Genomic DNA, 18,501 nt, shown 5'->3' with positions numbered 1-18,501 from the left:
GCGTCACGCTCAGTGGTAGATAGAGGGTTAATTAAAAATTAAAGCTCTTCACTACGGTAGGTTTTTTTCATTAAATAGACATAAGCGTTAACAAATGCATTCTCTTGGTACTTTTTCAGCCCCGTTTCTGCAAAATCAATAGGGATTGGATTGCGCTTTAATTGCTCTTTAACTTCAGTCACTGTGAATAAGTGTACATCGAGTTCTTTAATTAATTGAATCGCCGTTTCCATTTTGAAGCCATTGGCACTGCCTGCAAACTTACCTTTTGGGGCACGTTGACGAATAGCAACAGAATCAATCTGATAATCTTGCATCAGTTTAGCAAAATCAAACTGGAATTTACGCATTACTTCTGTGTCATTGCCATTGCCTAATGTAAAGCGAGTTTGGCGAATATCGCGTATATCAAATACGTCTTTATCTTTTGTTAAAATACACAGTAGTACGTCACTACCGGTAATTTCTACACCGCATGTTCTCATTGTCATTCTCTAAATAACTAGTTTGCTACATTATACCCAAGTCACCTCAAGATGCGAGCGTCGTTGGCATTAAAAGCGATTTCAATGCCAACGCCACCGTGATCGCTGATGCAAATATCTTCATCTGTTTGCTCAGGATTTAAATGTTTGTCGAAACTTAAATAACGCAACGAGTTTATACGCGATAACACGCAGTCAGTATTAAAGTGCCCAGAGACTAAAATATAATCTAATACATTGCCACGGCCTTGGTAATAATGGGTGGCAGGCTTGGTTTTGCCTTGAATCGCTTCAGTACTTAATTCAAACGCATCAGTAAGCCCAACGATTGGTTGCTCAAGCTCTAAGCAAGGTTCGCAGCGAGTCGGGTGAAAACCTTGCGTCATAAATGATAATGCCGGGCTTTGTATATTGTCGTTAAAGTCGCCCATAACTAAGGTTGCGCAATTTTTCTCACGCTGTGTTTTAAGTGCGTCGTAGTAGACAATTGATGCTTCCAGTGACCGAGATATATGTGATTGCATCATGCCAACCGTTTGCTGCAGTAAATTAAGTAGTGGATCGTCTTGATTGTGAATGTTTAGCATATGCGCCATGGAATGCACTCGTTGTGATTTAAAATGCACCACATAACAGGCTAACTCGCCAAAGCCAGGTATATCAAAGTGGCACTTAATTGGCGTGCGGTTAAATTTAAACTCATTTTGATTATTTAAATACTCAAGTAACTCAGGGCAAGGGGTTAATTCATGGCAGTATTGAAAAGGAATTTTTGCAGCAATAGCGACCACAGGATTAAATAGCACCTGTGGATATAGATTATCGCTGCGAGGTGTAGCGACGGTTGCAAAATAGTCATAGCCTCGCTCTTTACACAGTATTTCGAGTTGTTTGGGGCTAAACACTTCTTGAAATGCGATAACGGTCGCTTGGCTTTGCTGTAGAAAGTCGGTAATAAACTGCTGTTTTTGCCGCCACTGAGTTGCATTGTAGCGTTCGTGCAATTGGTAAAAGGAATAAGGCGGCGCCGCATAATTAAGTAAATTTAAGGTGGCAAAACGGATACTTTTAAGAACGCTCATTCGATGATCCAACAGCTGAAATTGCATTAAGTATGAAATGCAGCAGTTATTTGTCAATTTGTCTGGCTAAATACTTGTATTTAGTGGCTTCAACCGCGACAATAACCGCTTGTGTTTGGTAAGACTCAACAAATGCATTAACCGAAGACGGTTAAAATTAGCAATGCTTATTCGTAAAAGCGTTGTCGAGTTACTCATTTTACTTTAATAAATACATGTGATGCATTGTAGGCGTCACCACTGTAGTAAGGATTTATAATGCCAGTTATTACTCTCCCTGACGGCAGTCAGCGTAGTTTTGAAAACCCAGTAAGCACTCTTGATGTAGCCAACGATATTGGCCCAGGCCTTGCCAAAGCAACCATTGCTGGTCGTGTTAATGGCACCCGTGTTGATGCCTGCGATTTAATTACAGACGATTCTCGCCTTGAAATCATCACCGCAAAAGATGATGACGGTCTTGAAATTATTCGTCACTCATGTGCTCACTTGATTGGTCATGCAGTTAAGCAATTGTTCCCTGATGCAAAAATGGCAATTGGTCCTACCATCGATAACGGTTTTTACTATGATATCGATATGGAACATTCCCTGAGTCAAGATGACTTAGAAGCCATTGAAAAGCGCATGCTACAGCTTGCTAAAACAAACTACGACGTGGTTAAAAAAACCGTAAGCTGGCAAGAAGCCCGCGAAGCATTTGCAGCTCGTGGCGAAACATACAAAATTGAAATCCTTGACGAAAACATCAGCAAAGATGACCGTCCAGGCTTATATCATCATGAAGAATACATCGACATGTGTCGCGGCCCACACGTACCAAATATGCGTTTTTGCCAACACTTCAAAATAATGAAAGTGGCCGGTGCTTATTGGCGTGGCGATTCAGATAATAAAATGCTGCAACGTATTTATGGCACCGCATGGGGCGATAAAAAACAGCTTAAAGCGTATTTACAACGTCTTGAAGAGGCTGAAAAGCGCGATCACCGTCGTATTGGTAAAGCACTCGATTTATGGCATTGGCAAGAAGAAGCGCCAGGCATGGTGTTTTGGCACAACGATGGTTGGAGCATTTACCGCGAATTAGAAGAGTTCGTACGTGAAAAACTCCGTGAATACCAATACGAAGAAGTTAAAGGTCCGATGATGATGGACCGTTCGTTATGGGAAAAATCAGGGCACTGGGAAAAGTATTCAGAGGCAATGTTTACCACTGAATCTGAAAAGCGTGAATACGCAATCAAACCAATGAACTGCCCAGGTCACGTACAGATCTTTAACCAAGGTTTAAAATCGTACCGTGATTTACCACTGCGTATGGCTGAATTTGGCTGTTGTCACCGTAATGAGCCATCAGGTGCATTGCATGGCTTAATGCGTGTACGTGGCTTTACTCAAGATGATGCGCATATCTTCTGTACTGAAGAGCAAATCATGGATGAAGTATCAGCTTGTATCCAAATGGTCTATGATACATACGAAACGTTTGGTTTTGAAAAAATTGTTGTTAAGTTGTCGACTCGCCCAGAACAACGCATTGGCGAAGACGAAATGTGGGATAAAGCAGAGCTTGCGCTTGCTGAAGCACTGAAAGCAAATAACATCGAATTTGACTATTTACCGGGTGAAGGTGCCTTCTACGGTCCAAAAATTGAATTTACTTTGTACGATTGCTTAGACAGAGCGTGGCAGTGTGGTACAGTGCAACTAGATTTTGCATTACCTGGACGTTTAGGGGCAACATATGTTGCTGAAAACAACGAACGTCGCACACCTGTTATGATCCACCGTGCAATTTTAGGTTCGATTGAACGCTTTATTGGTATTTTAACTGAAGAGTATGCTGGTTTATTCCCAACGTGGCTTGCGCCTAAGCAAGTGGTGATTATGAATATCACCGATAAACAAGCAGATTATGTGCAAGAAATTGTACAAAAATTAAATAAACTTGGAATTAGAGCCGCTGCTGACTTGAGAAATGAGAAGATTGGCTTTAAAATCCGTGAACATACATTAAAACGTATCCCATATTTACTGGTTGTTGGCGACAAAGAAGTTGAACAACAAGAAGTAGCAGTACGTACCCGCACAGGTGAAGATCTGGGCAAATTTAATGTTGATGAATTTGTCGCTAAAATTAGCGATGAAATTAAAAATCGACTATAAAAATCCAGCGTGTAGGGCATAGATTAATATGCTAACTACACGCTTATTATTAGATATTCTTGGAGGAACGTACCATTAGAGGCGGCAAGAAAGGGCAACAAACAGCCCAAAAAAATCGTATTAACGAAGAAATTACAGCTCAAGAAGTTCGCTTAATTGACATTGAAGGCGAGCAAGCTGGAATTCAGTCATTAAAAGACGCGCAAACTATGGCTGATGCCGCTGGTGTTGATCTAGTTGAGATTAGCCCAAATGCTGAGCCGCCTGTTTGCAGAATCATGGACTACGGTAAGTTCATCTTTGAAAAAAGCAAAGAACTAAAAGAGCAGAAGAAGAAGCAAAAGCAGATCCAGATAAAAGAAATCAAATTCCGTCCTGGCACGGATGAAGGTGATTATCAGGTTAAGTTACGCAGCTTACGTAAGTTCTTAGAAGGTGGCGATAAAGCTAAGATAACCATCCGCTTCCGTGGTCGTGAAATGGCCCACCAAGAAATTGGTATCGAATTATTAAACCGTATCAAAGATGATTTAGAAGAACTTGCAGTTGTTGAGTCTTTCCCAAATCGTGTTGAAGGCCGTCAAATGGTTATGATGATGGCGCCTGTTGCTAAAAAGCAATAAACAGGTTAAGATGCGCACCGAATTTAGCTCAGGTCACCAAGTAATATGAAAATATTCACCTGTGCTAACCGGTATTAAAGTAAAACTGCAGCATTTATGTTGGGTTTTCACCGGACTATGGCAGTAAGTTAGGCCTAAAAGTGGAGCTATAGCAATATATCTCACGCCTGCTTACTAATTTTAAAGCAATACATTTGGAGTTATTGCAATGGCTTATAAGCTAAAAAGTCACAGAGGCGCTGCTAAGCGTTTCAAGAAAACTGCTTCAGGCGGTTTCAAGCGTAAACAAGCGCATCTTCGTCACATTCTGACTAAGAAAACTTCTAAGCGTAAGTTACACCTACGTCCTAAGATGATGGTTCATAAGAATGACCATGGTCTAGTTTCACGTATGTTACCATTCGCTTAATAGGGGTTTTTAGAAATGGCAAGAGTTAAACGCGGCGTTGTCGCACGTGCACGTCACAAAAAAGTTTTAAAACAAGCAAAAGGTTACTACGGAGCACGTTCACGTGTTTACCGCGTAGCTTTCCAGGCTGTTACTAAAGCGGGTCAATACGCTTACCGTGACCGTCGCGCGAAGAAACGTACTTTCCGTCAATTATGGATCGCACGTATCAATGCTGCTTCACGTCAAAATGGTCTGTCTTACAGCCGTTTTATCAATGGTCTTAAAAAGACATCTGTAGAAATCGATCGTAAGATCCTTGCAGATATCGCTGTTTATGACCAAGTTGCATTCGCAGCGCTTGTTGCAAAAGCAAAAGAAGGCCTAGCGGCAGCTTAAGCTTTTACAAATAAGTATTGAAAAGGAGCCCATGGCTCCTTTTTTTGTGGCTAAAATAAAATGCATACATATTTTTATTTTGCGGTAAGGCTCGTGAAAAGCGAGATAGTCGGTAGTGATCCCACCCTAACTAACGCTATATAATAATTACAAATAAATGAGGTAATTAACTATTTTGAATTGGCAATCCTTAGTTGATAACCGCCAACGGTTCTTTTGGGTCTTACAGATCGCCGGTTGGATAGGTTATGCACTTGTTAACTACATTGGCTCTAAAGTGTTTGAAATGCGCGATATCTATGTATTTGTTATCGTGCTCAATGCTTACGCCGGTTGTTTAATGACTGTGCCTTTGCGTTATATGTATCGCAAGGCCTGGAATGCAGCACCTTGGGTTTTAATGCTGGTGGTGTTCAGTGCGTCTTATGTTACTGGCACTTTATGGGCGGTGATCCAAAAGTTTAATCTATGGGAAATTTATCGCCACGGTTATCGTCCAACAGAGTGGTTTTATTATCTTCAACAAGGCTTAGATTCCGTTTATATTATACTTTGTTGGAGTGGTTTGTATTTTGGTATTAAGTATTATCAACTTTTGCAAAGTGAGCGCCAGAAAGCTCTAAAAGCCACTACTATGGCACATGAAGCGCAATTAAAGATGCTGCGTTATCAGTTAAATCCACACTTCTTATTTAATACTTTGAATGCTATCTCAACGTTGATTTTGGTTAAAGAGAATAAAGATGCTAATTTAATGGTGTCAAAATTGAGTGATTTTTTACGTTATACACTCAATACCGATCCGATAAAAAAAGTACCACTTGAACAAGAGTTGCATGCACTGATGCTCTACCTAGAAATAGAGCGAGTGCGTTTTGATGAGCGACTACAGGTGAATGTACAAGTCAGTGATGAAGCAAAAAATGCATTAGTACCAAGTTTGATTTTGCAACCGATCATCGAAAATGCGATTAAGTATGCGATAGCACACCTTATTGAAGGCGGAGTGATTGATATTAAAGCACAAGTTTTTGCTAATGAACTATTATTGGAAGTAGGCGATAATGGCCCAGGTACTGAGTTACTTAATGGCCAACTAGTTAATTCGCAAGGAGTCGGTGTGGCCAATACCAAAGACCGTCTAAAAACCTTGTATGAAAATAACTATTCGTTTGTGTTGTCACATAATACGCCAAGTGGATTGAAAGTGAATCTGCGCGTTCCGTTTGAAAAGGCTGTGAAGAAATGAGCAAGATTAAGACCCTGATTGTTGATGATGAACCGTTAGCCCGAAGAGGCTTAGCAGTAAGATTAGAAGAATTTGATGATATTGAAGTCATGCAACTTTGCAGCTCTGGACAAGAAGCCATTGATGCCTGTAAAGCAGGGAAAATAGATTTAGTTTTTTTAGATATTCAAATGCCAGGAATGAATGGATTTGAGGTTGCCAGAGCACTTAGTGAAAGTGTCAGAGCATTACCTGCTATTGTATTTGTCACCGCATTTGATCAGTTCGCAGTCAAAGCATTTGAAATTCATGCTTTAGATTATATCCTTAAACCAGTCGATGACAACAGACTAAAACAGGCGGTAGAAAAAGTGCATACCTACTTGAAGACGCAACAAGACAACGCCCATAAAAAGAAATTGGCAAGTTTTGTCGCTGGAATTACTGGCAATAATTGTGAAGAGATTTTGAAAAAACTGGCCACTGGCGATACCCTAACAGATCGTCGCTACCCAGAATCTTTAGCTGTGAAAGAGCAGGGTGAAATAATCCGCGTGCCTGTAGCGACAATTCAATGGGTTGATGCAGCAGGTGACTATATGTGTTTGCATTGCCAAGATGGGCAAACCCACATTCTTCGCAAAACCATGAAAGAATTAGAACAGGAACTTGATCCACAGCTATTTGTACGTGTACACCGCAGCGCGATTGTAAACACTAAACAAATTAGCAAGCTCGTCACTCAGGTAAGCGGTGAGTATTTGTTAGTGCTAGATAACGGCCAAGAACTAAAAGTAAGCCGTAGTTATCGCGATAAAGTAAAAGCTGCACTAGCGAGTTAATTTAGACACGGTTCTATTTAGTGATTTAGATTTAACCCAGTGTATTTTAAATAAAAAACGCGAGCCTAGGCTCGCGTTTTTTTATGACTGCTTTTTAAACCGATTTAATTAAACCTTTATAATTAAGCAACAGTAACAATTTTCATCGTGTTGGTTGCGCCAACAGTTTCCATTGCATCACCGTGAGTGATAATAACGGTATCACCAGATTGTAATGAACCTGCCGCAACTAACGTGTTTAGGGCATCTTTTACCATGTTCTCTTTTTCACATTGTGTAGAGTCAAAGAATACTGGGTAAACACCACGATATAGAGCAGTTTGACCAAGTGTACTTGCATGACGAGACAATGAATAAATAGGTAAACCAGAGCTGATGCGTGACATCAATTTAGCTGTGCTGCCTGATTCAGTTAAAGTAATAATCGCTTTCACAGAATCTAAGTGGTTTGCAGCATACATAGCAGATAAAGCAATTGATTCAGCATTTGATGAAAAACGGCTGTCTAAGCGATGCTTAGAAACGTGCGTTTCTTTTTGCGATTCTGCACCTAAACAAACACGTGCCATCGTTGCCACTGTTTCTTCAGGGTAATCACCGGCTGCAGTTTCTGCAGAAAGCATCACAGCATCAGTACCATCTAGTACTGCATTGGCAACATCCATAACCTCTGCACGTGTTGGCATTGGGTTATCAATCATTGATTCCATCATTTGCGTTGCGGTGATCACTGTACGATTTAGTGAACGAGCGCGGCGGATAATTAACTTTTGCTTACCCATTAATGCAGCATCGCCAATTTCAACACCTAAGTCACCACGGGCAACCATCACAGCATCAGACGCTAATACGATGTCATCAACGGCTTCAACAGTCTCAACCGCTTCTGCACGTTCAATTTTTGCTAATAACTGTGCGTTTGAACCAGCAGCTACTGCAAGTGAACGAACATAACGCATGTCATCGCCGCTGCGCGGGAATGAAACAGCGATGTAATCTACGCCAATTTCAGCGGCGGTGATTAAATCTTCTTTATCTTTTTCAGTAAACGCTGGTGCGGTTAAACCACCACCTAAACGGTTGATACCTTTATTATTTGATAATACGCCACCAACAGTCACTGTGGTATAAACTAAGTGGCCTTCAACACTATCAACAGTCAGTTGGATCAAACCATCATTTAATAGTAATAAATCACCTGGCGCAACGTCTTGTGGAAGCTCTTTGTAATCAATACCAACAGCACTGACATCGCCTTGGCCTTTTTCCATTTTTGCATCAAGAATAAATTTAGCGCCAACAACTAAGCTTACTTTGCCATCCTTAAATGTCGATACACGAATTTTTGGGCCTTGTAAGTCGGCTAAAATTGCAATGTGCTTGCCTAATTTCTTGGCTATATCACGCACCGCTTGGGCACGATCTTTGTGATCTTGTGCAATACCGTGTGAAAAGTTCAAACGCACTACGTTTGCACCAGCACGGATTATTTTTTCTAAGTTATTATCTCGATCGGTTGCAGGTCCAAGGGTCGCGACTATTTTTGTGCGTCTAAGCATCAAATTCTCCTGTAGGCTTACTAAATGGTAAGCAGGTTGACGGTTTTTCGTTATTTATATATGCCGTTTTAACTAACACGCATATTACAGTTTTTATGCTCAGCCAATACATTATTCAATGCAGTGTTACTTATTAGGCTGTCATAATTTTATACAAAAAATATGACCACATTATGACACCGGTGTCAGGTCTCGTCAATGCTCGGCTCAGAAATCCATACAAGGAAAATTCCCCTGTGGGAGGCGTTGTTTGATATAATTTGCTCTATCTTGTGTGTTTTGCTGCGTATAGCGCGGTATCTGTTGTCTAAGCTCGCATTTTTAAGTGGCTTGGGTATATAATGCGCGCGGTATTATTTTCATTTACTAACCAATAGTTGTTACCGAGGAGGACACTAAATGCAAGTTGCATTAGTCGGGTTAGGCGTTATGGGTAAAAATCTTGCTCTGAACTTGATAGAACAGGGTATGACGCTAGTAGCTTATGATAAAAACCCAGATGCGGGCGAAGAGCTATTAAGCTGTGCTAAATTACAAGGCATGGCAGATCGTCTGCACATTGTGTCTGATTTAGCTGATATGGTAAAACGGTTAACGCCGCCTCGCTCAATCTTGTTATTAGTACCAGCAGGTGAGTTAGTTGATAAAGTGTGTAACGAATTAGTTGAAGCGGGCGTTGATTGCGACGACATTATTGTTGATTGCGGGAATAGTAATTATAAAGACGGCATATCGCGTAAACTGAAATATCAAAATAAATTTGAATTTGCCACTATGGGTATTTCTGGCGGTGCCGAAGGCGCTCGACATGGTCCTGCAATGATGGCAAGTGGTTCAGAAGGTGGCTGGGAGCGTGTCGAGCCATGGTTTGAGAAAGTTGCTGCTAGCTACAAAGGCGAATCGTGTTTTGCACGGGTCGGTCAATCAGCCAGTGGTCACTTTGTTAAAATGGTGCACAACGGTATTGAATACGCATTAATGCAATTAATTGCAGAAATGTATCAATTACTACGTTTAGGCACAAACCGTACACCACAAGAAGTTGCTGAGATTTTTAATCAATGGTCTGAAGGATCACTAAATAGTTATTTATTGTCTATTTCAAGTCATATCTTATCGTTAGAAACCGATGCGGATGAAGCGCTAGTTGATTTAATAGATAACAAAGTCGGCGCCAAAGGCACGGGTTTGTGGACCGCACAAAATGCACTAGAGCTTGGCATTGCGGTGCCATCACTTGTTGCTGCTGTGCAAGCACGTCATTTGACCAATACCGGCGACACTCACGCCGCAAAAGAAATGACCTACGCCGCTAAATCAACGTCGCAAGTTGAGCTTGATTTAGACGAACTTAAAGATGCTTTCTTGTTTGCAAGCTTATTGGCATATCGCCAAGGCCTTGCGCTTATTAAAGGTGCATCGCGTGCCCATCAATGGAAAGTAGATTTGTCTAAAACGCTACAAACATGGCGTGCTGGCTGTATTATCCGTGCTGATTACTTAGATAATATTGCTGATGGTGTTGAGTTTATCGATACACTTGAGAAAGAGTCGTTAGCACTGCGTAAGATAGCAGGCCAAGCAATGATGACTGGTTTAGCATTTCCGGTGTTAAGTTCAACGCAAACCTACTTTGCAACGCTTACTACGCCAAGTAATGGTCATTTAGTACAAGCACAACGAGATTACTTCGGCGAGCATGGTATTAAAACCCACAGTGGTGAAGTTTGTCATTTAACTGATTTAGTCGATATTGACGCGAAAGTTCGTTAATTAGACCAAGTGGTTTAAATAAAAGGCACGCTAATTAGCGTGCCTTTTTAGTTTTAAATTCTTACCTACTTAACTCACCACGTAAGTTATCCTGCATCAGATGGCGAATCGTTTCTATTTCAAGCTTTTGGCTGAATAAGTAATGTAATTTTGTGAGACATGCTTCCAGTGTCATATCGTAACCACTGATCACACCAATGTTTAGTAGGGCATTACCGGTTGCATAGCCGCCCATATTAACATGACCTTTTAGGCATTGCGTGAGGTTGATAATAACCATGCCGCGTTTGCTAGCGCTTGAAAGGATCTCTAAAAAGTCTGGATCTTGCGGCGCATTGCCGACACCAAAGCTTAATAATACTAGGGCTTTGATATTATCGTTTACTAGACTTTTAACCACAGCATGGCTTATCCCAGGATATAGGTATAACACCCCAATAGGTTGTGGTGTGATATTGGTTACCTGTAGTTCATTTTCAACGTAGGGGCTTAACTGACCTTTTAATAATTGAATGTTAATGCCTGATAGCGCCAGTGGCTCTAGGTTTGGTGAGGCAAAGGCATCAAAGCCATCAGCATGTGCTTTTGTCGCACGGTTGCCGCGAAATAATTGATTATTAAAAAATAAACTAACCTCAGCAATTGGGTAATTAGCCGCTAAGTACATGGCATTTAGTAAATTGACTTGGCCATCAGAACGCAATTGTGACAGTGGAATTTGTGAGCCTGTAACAATCACGGGTTTTGTTAAGTTTTCAAACATAAATGACAGTGCCGAGGCGGTATAGGCCATGGTATCGGTACCGTGCAATACGACAAAACCATCATAGTCTTGGTATTTACTTTTAATATCTTCTGCAATTAATTGCCAATGGGCAGGGGACATATCTGACGAATCAATAAGCGGACAATACTCGTGAATATCAAATAAAGGCATTTCATCACGATTAAATTCAGCATTGTTTGCTACGGTTTGCGTTAAAAAGCCTTCTGCAGGAATATAGCCTCGGCTTGATTTTTTCATGCCAATTGTACCGCCAGTGTATGCGATATAAATACGTTTACGTTTCATAAAAAAGCCCAGTAAAAAAACTGGGCTTAGTATAACGATTAGTGGCTGCGATTACAGCTTATACACTATTTATTGCGAAATATTACACACTAAGCAGCGAGCATAAATGCCTTGCGGATCGTTGTAATCCTGCAAGCTTTCAACCTCCGAGGTTAACTGCTTAACTAAGCCATTGATTGATGCTTGGTTAGACAGGGCATTTTGCAAGGTACTTTGCGAGCCTATAAATGCTTTTACTGATGCGTTACCAAAAATATCTTGCATTAATTGCTCTTGCCCAGAAAGGCTATGCTTAATAGTTTTGACTTCGTAAAAATCAAGTTTAGCAAGTTCAGCAGCGGCTTCTATAGCGTCTTGTTTATTACCAAGCTTATCAATTAAGCCCAGCTCTTGCGCTTGACTTGCTATCCACACACGGCCTTGGGCAATATTATCAACTTGCTCAGGTGTCATGTTACGTGCTTCACCAACCACTTCTAAAAAGCGCTGATAGGCATCTTCAACACTCAGTTGGATAACTTGCGCCATTTTCTCATTCAATGGGCGGGTGACTGATAAGCCTGCCATTTCAGTGGTGGCGACACCATCAGAGTACACACCAATTTTAGCCATGGTGTTTTCAAAGGTCATAAAGTTGCCAAACACACCAATTGAACCGGTAATAGTGCTAGGTGCGGCCCAAATTTCATTGGCTGCAGAGGCAATCCAGTAACCACCAGAGGCAGCCACAGAGCTCATTGAGGCAATTACTGGCTTTCCAGCTGCCTTAAGTGCCAGTACTTCAGCGCGAATAACTTCAGAAGCAAACATACTGCCACCGCCTGAATCAATACGCAGAACCACTGCTTTAACTTTTTCATCTAAGCGTGCTTTACGAAGTAATGCGGCTGTAGAATCACCACCGATTTCACCGGCTTTGCGTTCACCGTCAGAAATTGTACCGCGAGCAACAACAACAGCGACTTTTTCGGTTACTGGGTTATCAAACTCAATAGGTGGCTTAATTAATGACAAATACTCGTTAAACGAAACTTGATTAAAGGTTTTACCGGTTTCTTCAGTGCCAACTAATGCAATCAATTCTTGGCGAACTTGCTGATTGGTTTTTAATGAATCAACCCATTGGTGTTCTAGAGCATAGCGACCTGAATCACCATTGACTGCTTGCATTTTTGCAAGGAATACATCCATTGTTTCATCAAAGTTAGATTCATCGAACGGGCGTACCGCAGCAACATCTTGCTTGTATTCTTGCCATAATGCACCTAACCATACACTGTTGGCCTCTTTTGCTGCATCAGACATATCATTACGAATAAACGGTTCAACAGCGGATTTGAATGTGCCAACACGGAAAATATGCTGAGTGATGCCAAGCTTCTCAAGGGCATCTTTAAAATACAGTGGATACATAGCAAAACCTTGAATTTCAACGCCACCGTATGGGTGCATTGATACTTCATTGGCGTGAGCAGCAAGGTAATATTGCGCTTGTGAATAATAATAGCCAGATGCAATGACTTTTTTATCAGCTGCTTTAAAACGATCAAGCGCTTGTGTGATTTGCTTTAATTTATTTAAATGCGCGTTTGGCATTTTTTGTAAATCAAGCAAAATAACACTGATACGTTCATCTTTGGTCGCTTGATCAATTACTTCGATAATGTCATCGAGTAAGATTTCAGCCGGTTCATCATTACCCATTGTTGCATCATTGATGGCCGCTTCTACCGGATCTACGTAAGTTTTTTCTTCTACGATAGGGCCATTGAGATTGAGCCTGAGCACGGATGTGTCAGCAACTTTAATTTCATCACCATCACTGGCTATCGAGACAATGAAAAGAATCACAATTAGTATAAATAAAAAATTGAGAACTAAACGACGAGAAAAGTTAATTCCTGTCCACAGTCCTTTAAACAGCTTTGCAATCAAAATAAATCCTTAGTCTGGTACAACTTATATCTAGCACCATCTTAGCCTAGAATAAAAATTTATTTAACTGTTAAATCGTAACGAAGTGTTTATCAGCTACCATGTTAGTGAGCTTAAATGCTGAAATAGTACATAATTTAGTGCTTTTGTTGCTTATTACTTGCCAATCAAGCAGAATTCGCTAATGTATAGAGGTTAGACCAGTTAACGGGGCAGAGGATGTTAGAACAACAACTACAATTAAAACACACACAATTACGCAATCGCTTAGTGATGGGCTCAATGCACACAGGGCTTGAAGAGGGCTGGCACAACAGAAAGCGGCTGCGTGCTTTTTATGAAGCACGTGCAAAAGGCGGCACTGCAATGCTCATCACTGGTGGTTATAGTCCTAATTTACGTGGTAAGTTAACCCCCATTTCTTCCTCTTTTAATAGCTATTACGATGTATTTAAGCACCGTGCTTATACTGAGGCTGTACATCAGCATGGCGGAAAGATTTGCTTACAATTATTACACGCTGGTCGCTATGCCTATCATCCATTTAACCAAGCGCCCAGTGCAATTCAAGCGCCGATCAACCCTTATAAACCTAAAGCGATGTCTGTTGGTGCTATTAAAAAAACCATCAAAGATTTTGCTCATTCAGCCTATTTAGCGCAAAAAGCAGGCTATGATGGTGTTGAAGTAATGGGCTCTGAAGGCTATTTGATTAATGAGTTTATGGCGCCGCATACAAATAAACGCACCGACGAATATGGTGGTAGCTTAGAGAACCGCATGCGTTTAGCGTTAGAGATTGTCAACGCGGTACGTGCAAAAGTAAATAAAGAGTTTTTAATTATCTTTCGTTTATCCGTGATGGATTTGATCCCAAATGGTTCAACACCAGAAGAGGTCACTATCCAAGCTAAAGCTTTGGAGCAAGCCGGTGTTGATATATTTAATACCGGTATAGGTTGGCATGAAGCGAGAGTGCCCACAATTGCCAGTATGGTGCCACCAGGTGCATTCAAAGAAGCCTCAAAACGTTTAAAAGAAGTGGTGTCTGTTCCTGTCATCGCTGTAAATCGTATTAATACTCCTGATATTGCCAATGAAATTTTAAACGCAGGGGATGCCGATTTAATTTCGATGGCACGTCCACTGCTTGCCGATCCTGAGTTTTTTAATAAATACCAAGCACAACACAGCGAGCAAATTAATATTTGTATTGGCTGTAACCAAGGGTGCTTAGATCATGTGTTTAAAGGTAAGCGAGCAACCTGTTTAGTTAATCCGCAAGCCGGCTTTGAACTAGATTACCCGCTTGAGCACACAGCAAAAGCAAAACGTGTATTGGTTGTTGGCGCTGGACCTGCAGGTTTATCAGCCAGTTGTTACTTGGCGCAAAAAGGCCATACAGTCACCCTTATTGATAAAAATGCCGACATGGGCGGGCAATTTAACTTAGCGATGCGAATTCCCGGCAAAGAAGACTTTAATCACACCTTGCGGTATTTTATAAATGAACTTGAGCGTCTTAAGGTTACAATAACACTTAATACTGCATTTACGGATGAGATGCTTGAGCAATACGATGATGTGGTTTTTGCAACGGGGGTACGTCCGCGTGAAGCAAACTTTACTTGCGCTGATGATAAACGGGTTTTTTCTTACGATGAAGTGATCCGTGGTGAGGTTGAATTAGGCCAATCGATTGCGATTTTAGGTGCCGGTGGCATTGGCTTTGATATGGTCGCTTTTTTAAGTGAACATAAAAATCAAACTATCAGTGAATTTAAAACCCAGTGGGGCATTGAGTGCGAACCAAGCCCACATAAAGACAGTCGCCAATTATTTATGCTCAAACGCAGTGCAGGGCGCTTTGGTAGCGAACTTGGCAAAACTACCGGTTGGATACATCGCCAAGTTGCAAAGCAACACGGTGTAAAACAAATTGCTGATTGTCAGTACCATCACTTTGATGCACAAGGTTTGAAAATTACTGTCGCAGGGGAGCAGCAAGTTTTACCTGTTGATACGGTTATTGCTTGCATCGGTCAAGTGTCTAACAATGAGTTAATGTCGCAATTAGCAGATAACCCAAAAGTGCATGTGATTGGTGGGGCTAAGTTAGCAACAGCGATTGATGCTAAACGAGCTATTTTTGAAGCGCTACAAGTGGCACGTAAAATTTAACTGAAATAAACTTTCCATCGTAGCGGTCTTTATTTAATACATTTTAAAAGATTAGACTGCTACGATGAATAAAGTGATCTCACAATATAAAACCTTACTGCAAAAAATAGCCATATTTGATGGTATTCCTGCTTTACTATTTAGATTGATACTGGCGCCTGTCATGATCATCGCAGGCTATAATAAGCTGAATATAAGTGGTGGTGATAATGGCTTTTTTGAATTTTTTTTAGCTTCACCTGATGTTGTTGCTTGGTTTGGCAACGCTGATTGGGGTTTGGGCTTACCTTTTCCTGATTTACTGGCTTTCTTAGCTGGCTGGAGTGAGTTTCTAGGTGGCTGGCTGCTCTTAGTGGGTTTATTAACCCGCCTGGTGAGCATACCGCTGATGTTTACTATGGTCGTTGCCGCAACCTCCGTACATTGGCACAATGGCTGGTTTGCGATTGCGCCGACAGATCCAGATACCAGTGCTGCGCAAGTACTTAATTGGTTAGCTGTCCCCGGTGCCCAAGAAAGCCTTGATAATTCCCTCGCTGTACAAGAACGTATTGGTAAAATTCGCGCCCTAGTAGAAGAGCATGGTTTTCCAGATTATCTGTATGAAAAAGGTAAACCGTCTATTTTAAATAATGGCATTGAGTTTTCAGCCATCTATTTTGCTATGTTACTAAGCTTGTTTTTTACTGGTGGTGGACGCTTTGTGAGTGTGGATCACTGGTTACGAAAAAGGCTCGAATAATCGCGATATTTGTTTGTAAGTTTGCAGCACTCACTGCAAACTTTCTAACTTTCTAACTTTCTAACTTTCTAACTTTCTAACTTTCTAACTTTCTAACTTTCTAACTTTCTAACTTTCTCAGCGATCCATATCAATGCTATGCTTGTTTCTTTTTCAAATAGAGAATTGTTATGGACGCTATTGAGCTGTTATTAACTCGTCAATCTGATCCCAAATTAAGTTTCCCTGGGCCCAATCAAGCACAATTAGACAACATCAAAAAGGCTGCCTTAAAAGTTCCCGATCATGGTGGCTTAGCGCCTTGGCAATTTTTTATAGTAGAGGAAGCCGGGCGCGACCGCTTAGGTGAAATTTACTATCAAAGTGCTATTGCAGAACAACAAGATGAAAAAACGATCAGTCGTGCAAAAGAATTACCACAGCGAGCACCGATGATCATTATTGCAGTGGCAAAATATCAAGCACACCCAAAAGTACCTCGAATTGAACAAGTGCAAAGTGCCGGTTGTGCCGTATTCGCAATGCAGCAGGCCGCGTTTGCACAAGGATTAGCTGGTATTTGGCGCACTGGGTATTTTGCTCAAAGTGCAGCTGTGAAAAAGGCACTTGGTCTTGCTGAGCAAGATGAAATAGTGGGTTATCTATATCTAGGCACTGCGGTTGTTGATTGCACTAAGCCTGCGCGGCATAAAGCAGACGACTTTTTCAGTATGTTATAAATTTAAAATGAACTTGTCGGCGCTATCACAGTCATACTAGATTAAGGTTGCTTTTGCTAACTTAACTTAGCTAAACGTTGGCTGTGAGAAGCGCTAGGATGCAGGCAATTATTCTTCTTCGGTTTGTTTTTTAATCTGTTGTTTTTTGTTAGTGTATGGAATGTCTTATAACAATAACGATAAAAAAGACGAGAACAATGGGAAATTTATTTTTACGTGAAAAAGAAAAATGGCTTACTTGGTCTTTATGGGGCTTTGTAGGTGCCGTGATCACTCTGTACACCGCATTTAGTACGCAGACTCCTCATCTAATCGCAATGTCATCAATAGGTATCGTCTTTATATTAGCGTGGTGGATGCAACGTACCAGACGATTTGATTTTGGTAGAGCATTCAAAGTGTGCTTTTATGTTTTAGTGCTGAGTATTTTGCCTGCCTTTGTATTGGTCTTGGTGCCAAGTGATGATCTCAATCGTTATGACTTAATATTTCAAGGTTTAAGTTTTGTGACTTTTAGCTTGTTAGTGTGTTTATTATGTTCGTGGATAGCAAAACGACCAAAACAGTACTATTGAGTTATTTTTCGCCGCAATAGTGGCATAGCTGCAATTAATTTAGATTTTTTACTTTTAGGGCTTTACAACAAGGCGAGTAAACCCTATTATCCGCGCCGTACGGAGAGATGGCAGAGTGGTCGAATGCACCGGTCTTGAAAACCGGCATGGGTTTGTAGCCCATCTAGGGTTCAAATCCCTATCTCTCCACCATATTTAAAAAGCCGCCTTATGGGCGGCTTTTTGCTATCTGGAGTTTACCATGTCAGAACAAAATCAATTAACGACAACTCAGCGGGTACTCAAGCATGTGTTGTTATGGACTGTATTTGGCTATTGCTATCACAGCGCTATTAATTTGTTAGTTAAAATGGCCATTGATTCACAACCTGAGCAGGTATTAGTTACGGCTATGGCGTATTGCTTAGGCTTTAATGTGTTATCAGCCCATTTGATCACCAAATATGATAAGCATTGGCCTGAAATTGCAGCAATTTATATCGGCGTTTTTGGCTTGTTAGTGGTTCCCGTTATACTCGTTGGTCCGCAAGCATTACTGAGTCGCCCATTACTCGCTGGTATTTTAATCAGCTTGCCAGTATTTACTTTCGCGATGCGCTTTATAAAGCGAAAACTCCCTAAAAACTAATCTTAAAGAAGCCCAAAAGGGCTTTTTTTTATGATAGCATAGGCGCGTCTTTTAACTGATACCAACGTTTTTAAGGTTGGTATAAACAAAACGTGAAACAC

The 18,501-nt window shown here is 41.0% G+C and carries 17 protein-coding genes and 1 tRNA gene; 13 read left to right on the top strand and 5 right to left on the bottom strand.

The window, feature by feature from the left end:
* Positions 1-38: 38 nt before the first annotated feature.
* Positions 39-485 (bottom strand): DUF3010 family protein, encoded by a 447-nt coding sequence (locus V7783_RS14225; protein ID WP_064666315.1) that lies wholly within the window; start codon positions 483-485, stop codon positions 39-41.
* A gap of 41 nt (positions 486-526) precedes the next feature.
* Complete coding sequence (locus tag V7783_RS14220) at positions 527-1,567, bottom strand: endonuclease/exonuclease/phosphatase family protein (RefSeq protein WP_335679268.1); 1,041 nt, start codon at positions 1,565-1,567, stop codon at positions 527-529.
* 258 nt (positions 1,568-1,825) lie between these two features.
* Between V7783_RS14220 and thrS the strand changes: the two genes are divergently transcribed.
* The 6 genes from thrS to V7783_RS14190 all read left to right on the top strand — a co-directional run bounded on the left by thrS (position 1,826) and on the right by V7783_RS14190 (position 7,216).
* Positions 1,826-3,736 carry a threonine--tRNA ligase gene (gene thrS / locus V7783_RS14215; RefSeq protein ID WP_335679267.1) on the top strand — a complete coding sequence of 637 codons (1,911 nt, stop codon included), beginning with the start codon at positions 1,826-1,828 and terminating at the stop codon, positions 3,734-3,736.
* A 59-nt stretch (positions 3,737-3,795) separates the two neighbouring features.
* Positions 3,796-4,359, top strand: a complete 564-nt coding sequence (infC, locus tag V7783_RS14210) for a translation initiation factor IF-3 (protein WP_335679266.1) — start codon at positions 3,796-3,798, stop codon at positions 4,357-4,359.
* 208 nt (positions 4,360-4,567) lie between these two features.
* Entirely contained in the window at positions 4,568-4,768 is a 201-nt protein-coding gene (gene rpmI, locus V7783_RS14205) for a 50S ribosomal protein L35 (RefSeq protein WP_004587840.1), read from the top strand.
* A 15-nt stretch (positions 4,769-4,783) separates the two neighbouring features.
* The gene (rplT, locus tag V7783_RS14200; RefSeq protein ID WP_008110477.1) at positions 4,784-5,146 is read left to right on the top strand and encodes a 50S ribosomal protein L20; all 363 of its coding nucleotides are present in this window, start codon (positions 4,784-4,786) and stop codon (positions 5,144-5,146) included.
* A 175-nt stretch (positions 5,147-5,321) separates the two neighbouring features.
* Positions 5,322-6,395, top strand: a complete 1,074-nt coding sequence (locus V7783_RS14195; protein ID WP_335679265.1) for a sensor histidine kinase — start codon at positions 5,322-5,324, stop codon at positions 6,393-6,395.
* On the top strand, positions 6,392-7,216 hold the full coding sequence (locus V7783_RS14190; RefSeq protein WP_335679264.1) for a LytR/AlgR family response regulator transcription factor: 825 nt from the start codon (positions 6,392-6,394) through the stop codon (positions 7,214-7,216). Before V7783_RS14195 ends, V7783_RS14190 begins: the two co-directional genes overlap by 4 nt.
* A gap of 122 nt (positions 7,217-7,338) precedes the next feature.
* Here the strand turns inward: V7783_RS14190 and pyk are convergent, their stop codons facing one another.
* Positions 7,339-8,775: a pyruvate kinase gene (gene pyk, locus V7783_RS14185; RefSeq protein WP_335679263.1), complete on the bottom strand. Its 1,437-nt coding sequence runs from the start codon at positions 8,773-8,775 to the stop codon at positions 7,339-7,341.
* Between the two features lie 399 nt (positions 8,776-9,174).
* On the opposite strand from pyk, the gene gndA reads away from it, so the two are divergent.
* Positions 9,175-10,548, top strand: a complete 1,374-nt coding sequence (gene gndA, locus V7783_RS14180; RefSeq protein ID WP_335679262.1) for an NADP-dependent phosphogluconate dehydrogenase — start codon at positions 9,175-9,177, stop codon at positions 10,546-10,548.
* 61 nt (positions 10,549-10,609) lie between these two features.
* Here the strand turns inward: gndA and ansA are convergent, their stop codons facing one another.
* Together ansA and sppA are read right to left on the bottom strand one after the other, a co-directional pair.
* Positions 10,610-11,620 (bottom strand): asparaginase, encoded by a 1,011-nt coding sequence (ansA, locus tag V7783_RS14175; protein ID WP_335679261.1) that lies wholly within the window; start codon positions 11,618-11,620, stop codon positions 10,610-10,612.
* Positions 11,621-11,689: 69 nt separating this feature from the next.
* Positions 11,690-13,555 carry a signal peptide peptidase SppA gene (gene sppA, locus V7783_RS14170; protein WP_335679260.1) on the bottom strand — a complete coding sequence of 622 codons (1,866 nt, stop codon included), beginning with the start codon at positions 13,553-13,555 and terminating at the stop codon, positions 11,690-11,692.
* 219 nt (positions 13,556-13,774) lie between these two features.
* Here sppA and V7783_RS14165 point away from each other — a divergent pair, with 219 nt between their 5' ends.
* From V7783_RS14165 to V7783_RS14140, 6 genes are all read left to right on the top strand, one after another.
* A complete protein-coding gene (locus V7783_RS14165; protein WP_335679259.1) occupies positions 13,775-15,736 on the top strand; it encodes an NADPH-dependent 2,4-dienoyl-CoA reductase in 1,962 nt (653 codons plus the stop codon).
* Positions 15,737-15,800: 64 nt separating this feature from the next.
* A complete protein-coding gene (locus V7783_RS14160) occupies positions 15,801-16,478 on the top strand; it encodes an HvfX family Cu-binding RiPP maturation protein (protein ID WP_335679258.1) in 678 nt (225 codons plus the stop codon).
* Between the two features lie 170 nt (positions 16,479-16,648).
* Positions 16,649-17,197, top strand: a complete 549-nt coding sequence (locus V7783_RS14155) for an NAD(P)H nitroreductase (RefSeq protein ID WP_335679257.1) — start codon at positions 16,649-16,651, stop codon at positions 17,195-17,197.
* Positions 17,198-17,394: 197 nt separating this feature from the next.
* Positions 17,395-17,772, top strand: coding sequence for a hypothetical protein (locus V7783_RS14150; RefSeq protein WP_335679256.1), 378 nt, complete (start codon positions 17,395-17,397; stop codon positions 17,770-17,772).
* A gap of 101 nt (positions 17,773-17,873) precedes the next feature.
* Positions 17,874-17,964: transfer RNA gene (locus V7783_RS14145), tRNA-Ser, on the top strand.
* 49 nt (positions 17,965-18,013) lie between these two features.
* Positions 18,014-18,400 carry a hypothetical protein gene (locus tag V7783_RS14140; protein ID WP_335679255.1) on the top strand — a complete coding sequence of 129 codons (387 nt, stop codon included), beginning with the start codon at positions 18,014-18,016 and terminating at the stop codon, positions 18,398-18,400.
* Positions 18,401-18,501: the final 101 nt, after the last annotated feature.

Origin of the sequence: Pseudoalteromonas sp. (genome assembly GCF_036960685.1) — a bacterium.
GTDB lineage: Bacteria > Pseudomonadota > Gammaproteobacteria > Enterobacterales > Alteromonadaceae > Pseudoalteromonas.
Note: the sequence above shows the minus strand (reverse complement) of the source record. Positions and strands in the feature narration are given on the sequence as shown.

Bases quoted from the DNA above. Each gene is read 5' to 3' on its own strand.
- V7783_RS14225 (WP_064666315.1), bottom strand. From the start codon at position 485: ATGAGAACATGCGGTGTAGAAATTACCGGTAGTGACGTACTACTGTGT.
- V7783_RS14220 (WP_335679268.1), bottom strand. From the start codon at position 1,567: ATGAGCGTTCTTAAAAGTATCCGTTTTGCCACCTTAAATTTACTTAAT.
- thrS (WP_335679267.1), top strand. From the start codon at position 1,826: ATGCCAGTTATTACTCTCCCTGACGGCAGTCAGCGTAGTTTTGAAAAC.
- rpmI (WP_004587840.1), top strand. From the start codon at position 4,568: ATGGCTTATAAGCTAAAAAGTCACAGAGGCGCTGCTAAGCGTTTCAAG.
- rplT (WP_008110477.1), top strand. From the start codon at position 4,784: ATGGCAAGAGTTAAACGCGGCGTTGTCGCACGTGCACGTCACAAAAAA.
- V7783_RS14190 (WP_335679264.1), top strand. From the start codon at position 6,392: ATGAGCAAGATTAAGACCCTGATTGTTGATGATGAACCGTTAGCCCGA.
- pyk (WP_335679263.1), bottom strand. From the start codon at position 8,775: ATGCTTAGACGCACAAAAATAGTCGCGACCCTTGGACCTGCAACCGAT.
- gndA (WP_335679262.1), top strand. From the start codon at position 9,175: ATGCAAGTTGCATTAGTCGGGTTAGGCGTTATGGGTAAAAATCTTGCT.
- ansA (WP_335679261.1), bottom strand. From the start codon at position 11,620: ATGAAACGTAAACGTATTTATATCGCATACACTGGCGGTACAATTGGC.
- V7783_RS14165 (WP_335679259.1), top strand. From the start codon at position 13,775: ATGTTAGAACAACAACTACAATTAAAACACACACAATTACGCAATCGC.
- V7783_RS14160 (WP_335679258.1), top strand. From the start codon at position 15,801: ATGAATAAAGTGATCTCACAATATAAAACCTTACTGCAAAAAATAGCC.
- V7783_RS14155 (WP_335679257.1), top strand. From the start codon at position 16,649: ATGGACGCTATTGAGCTGTTATTAACTCGTCAATCTGATCCCAAATTA.
- V7783_RS14150 (WP_335679256.1), top strand. From the start codon at position 17,395: ATGGGAAATTTATTTTTACGTGAAAAAGAAAAATGGCTTACTTGGTCT.
- V7783_RS14140 (WP_335679255.1), top strand. From the start codon at position 18,014: ATGTCAGAACAAAATCAATTAACGACAACTCAGCGGGTACTCAAGCAT.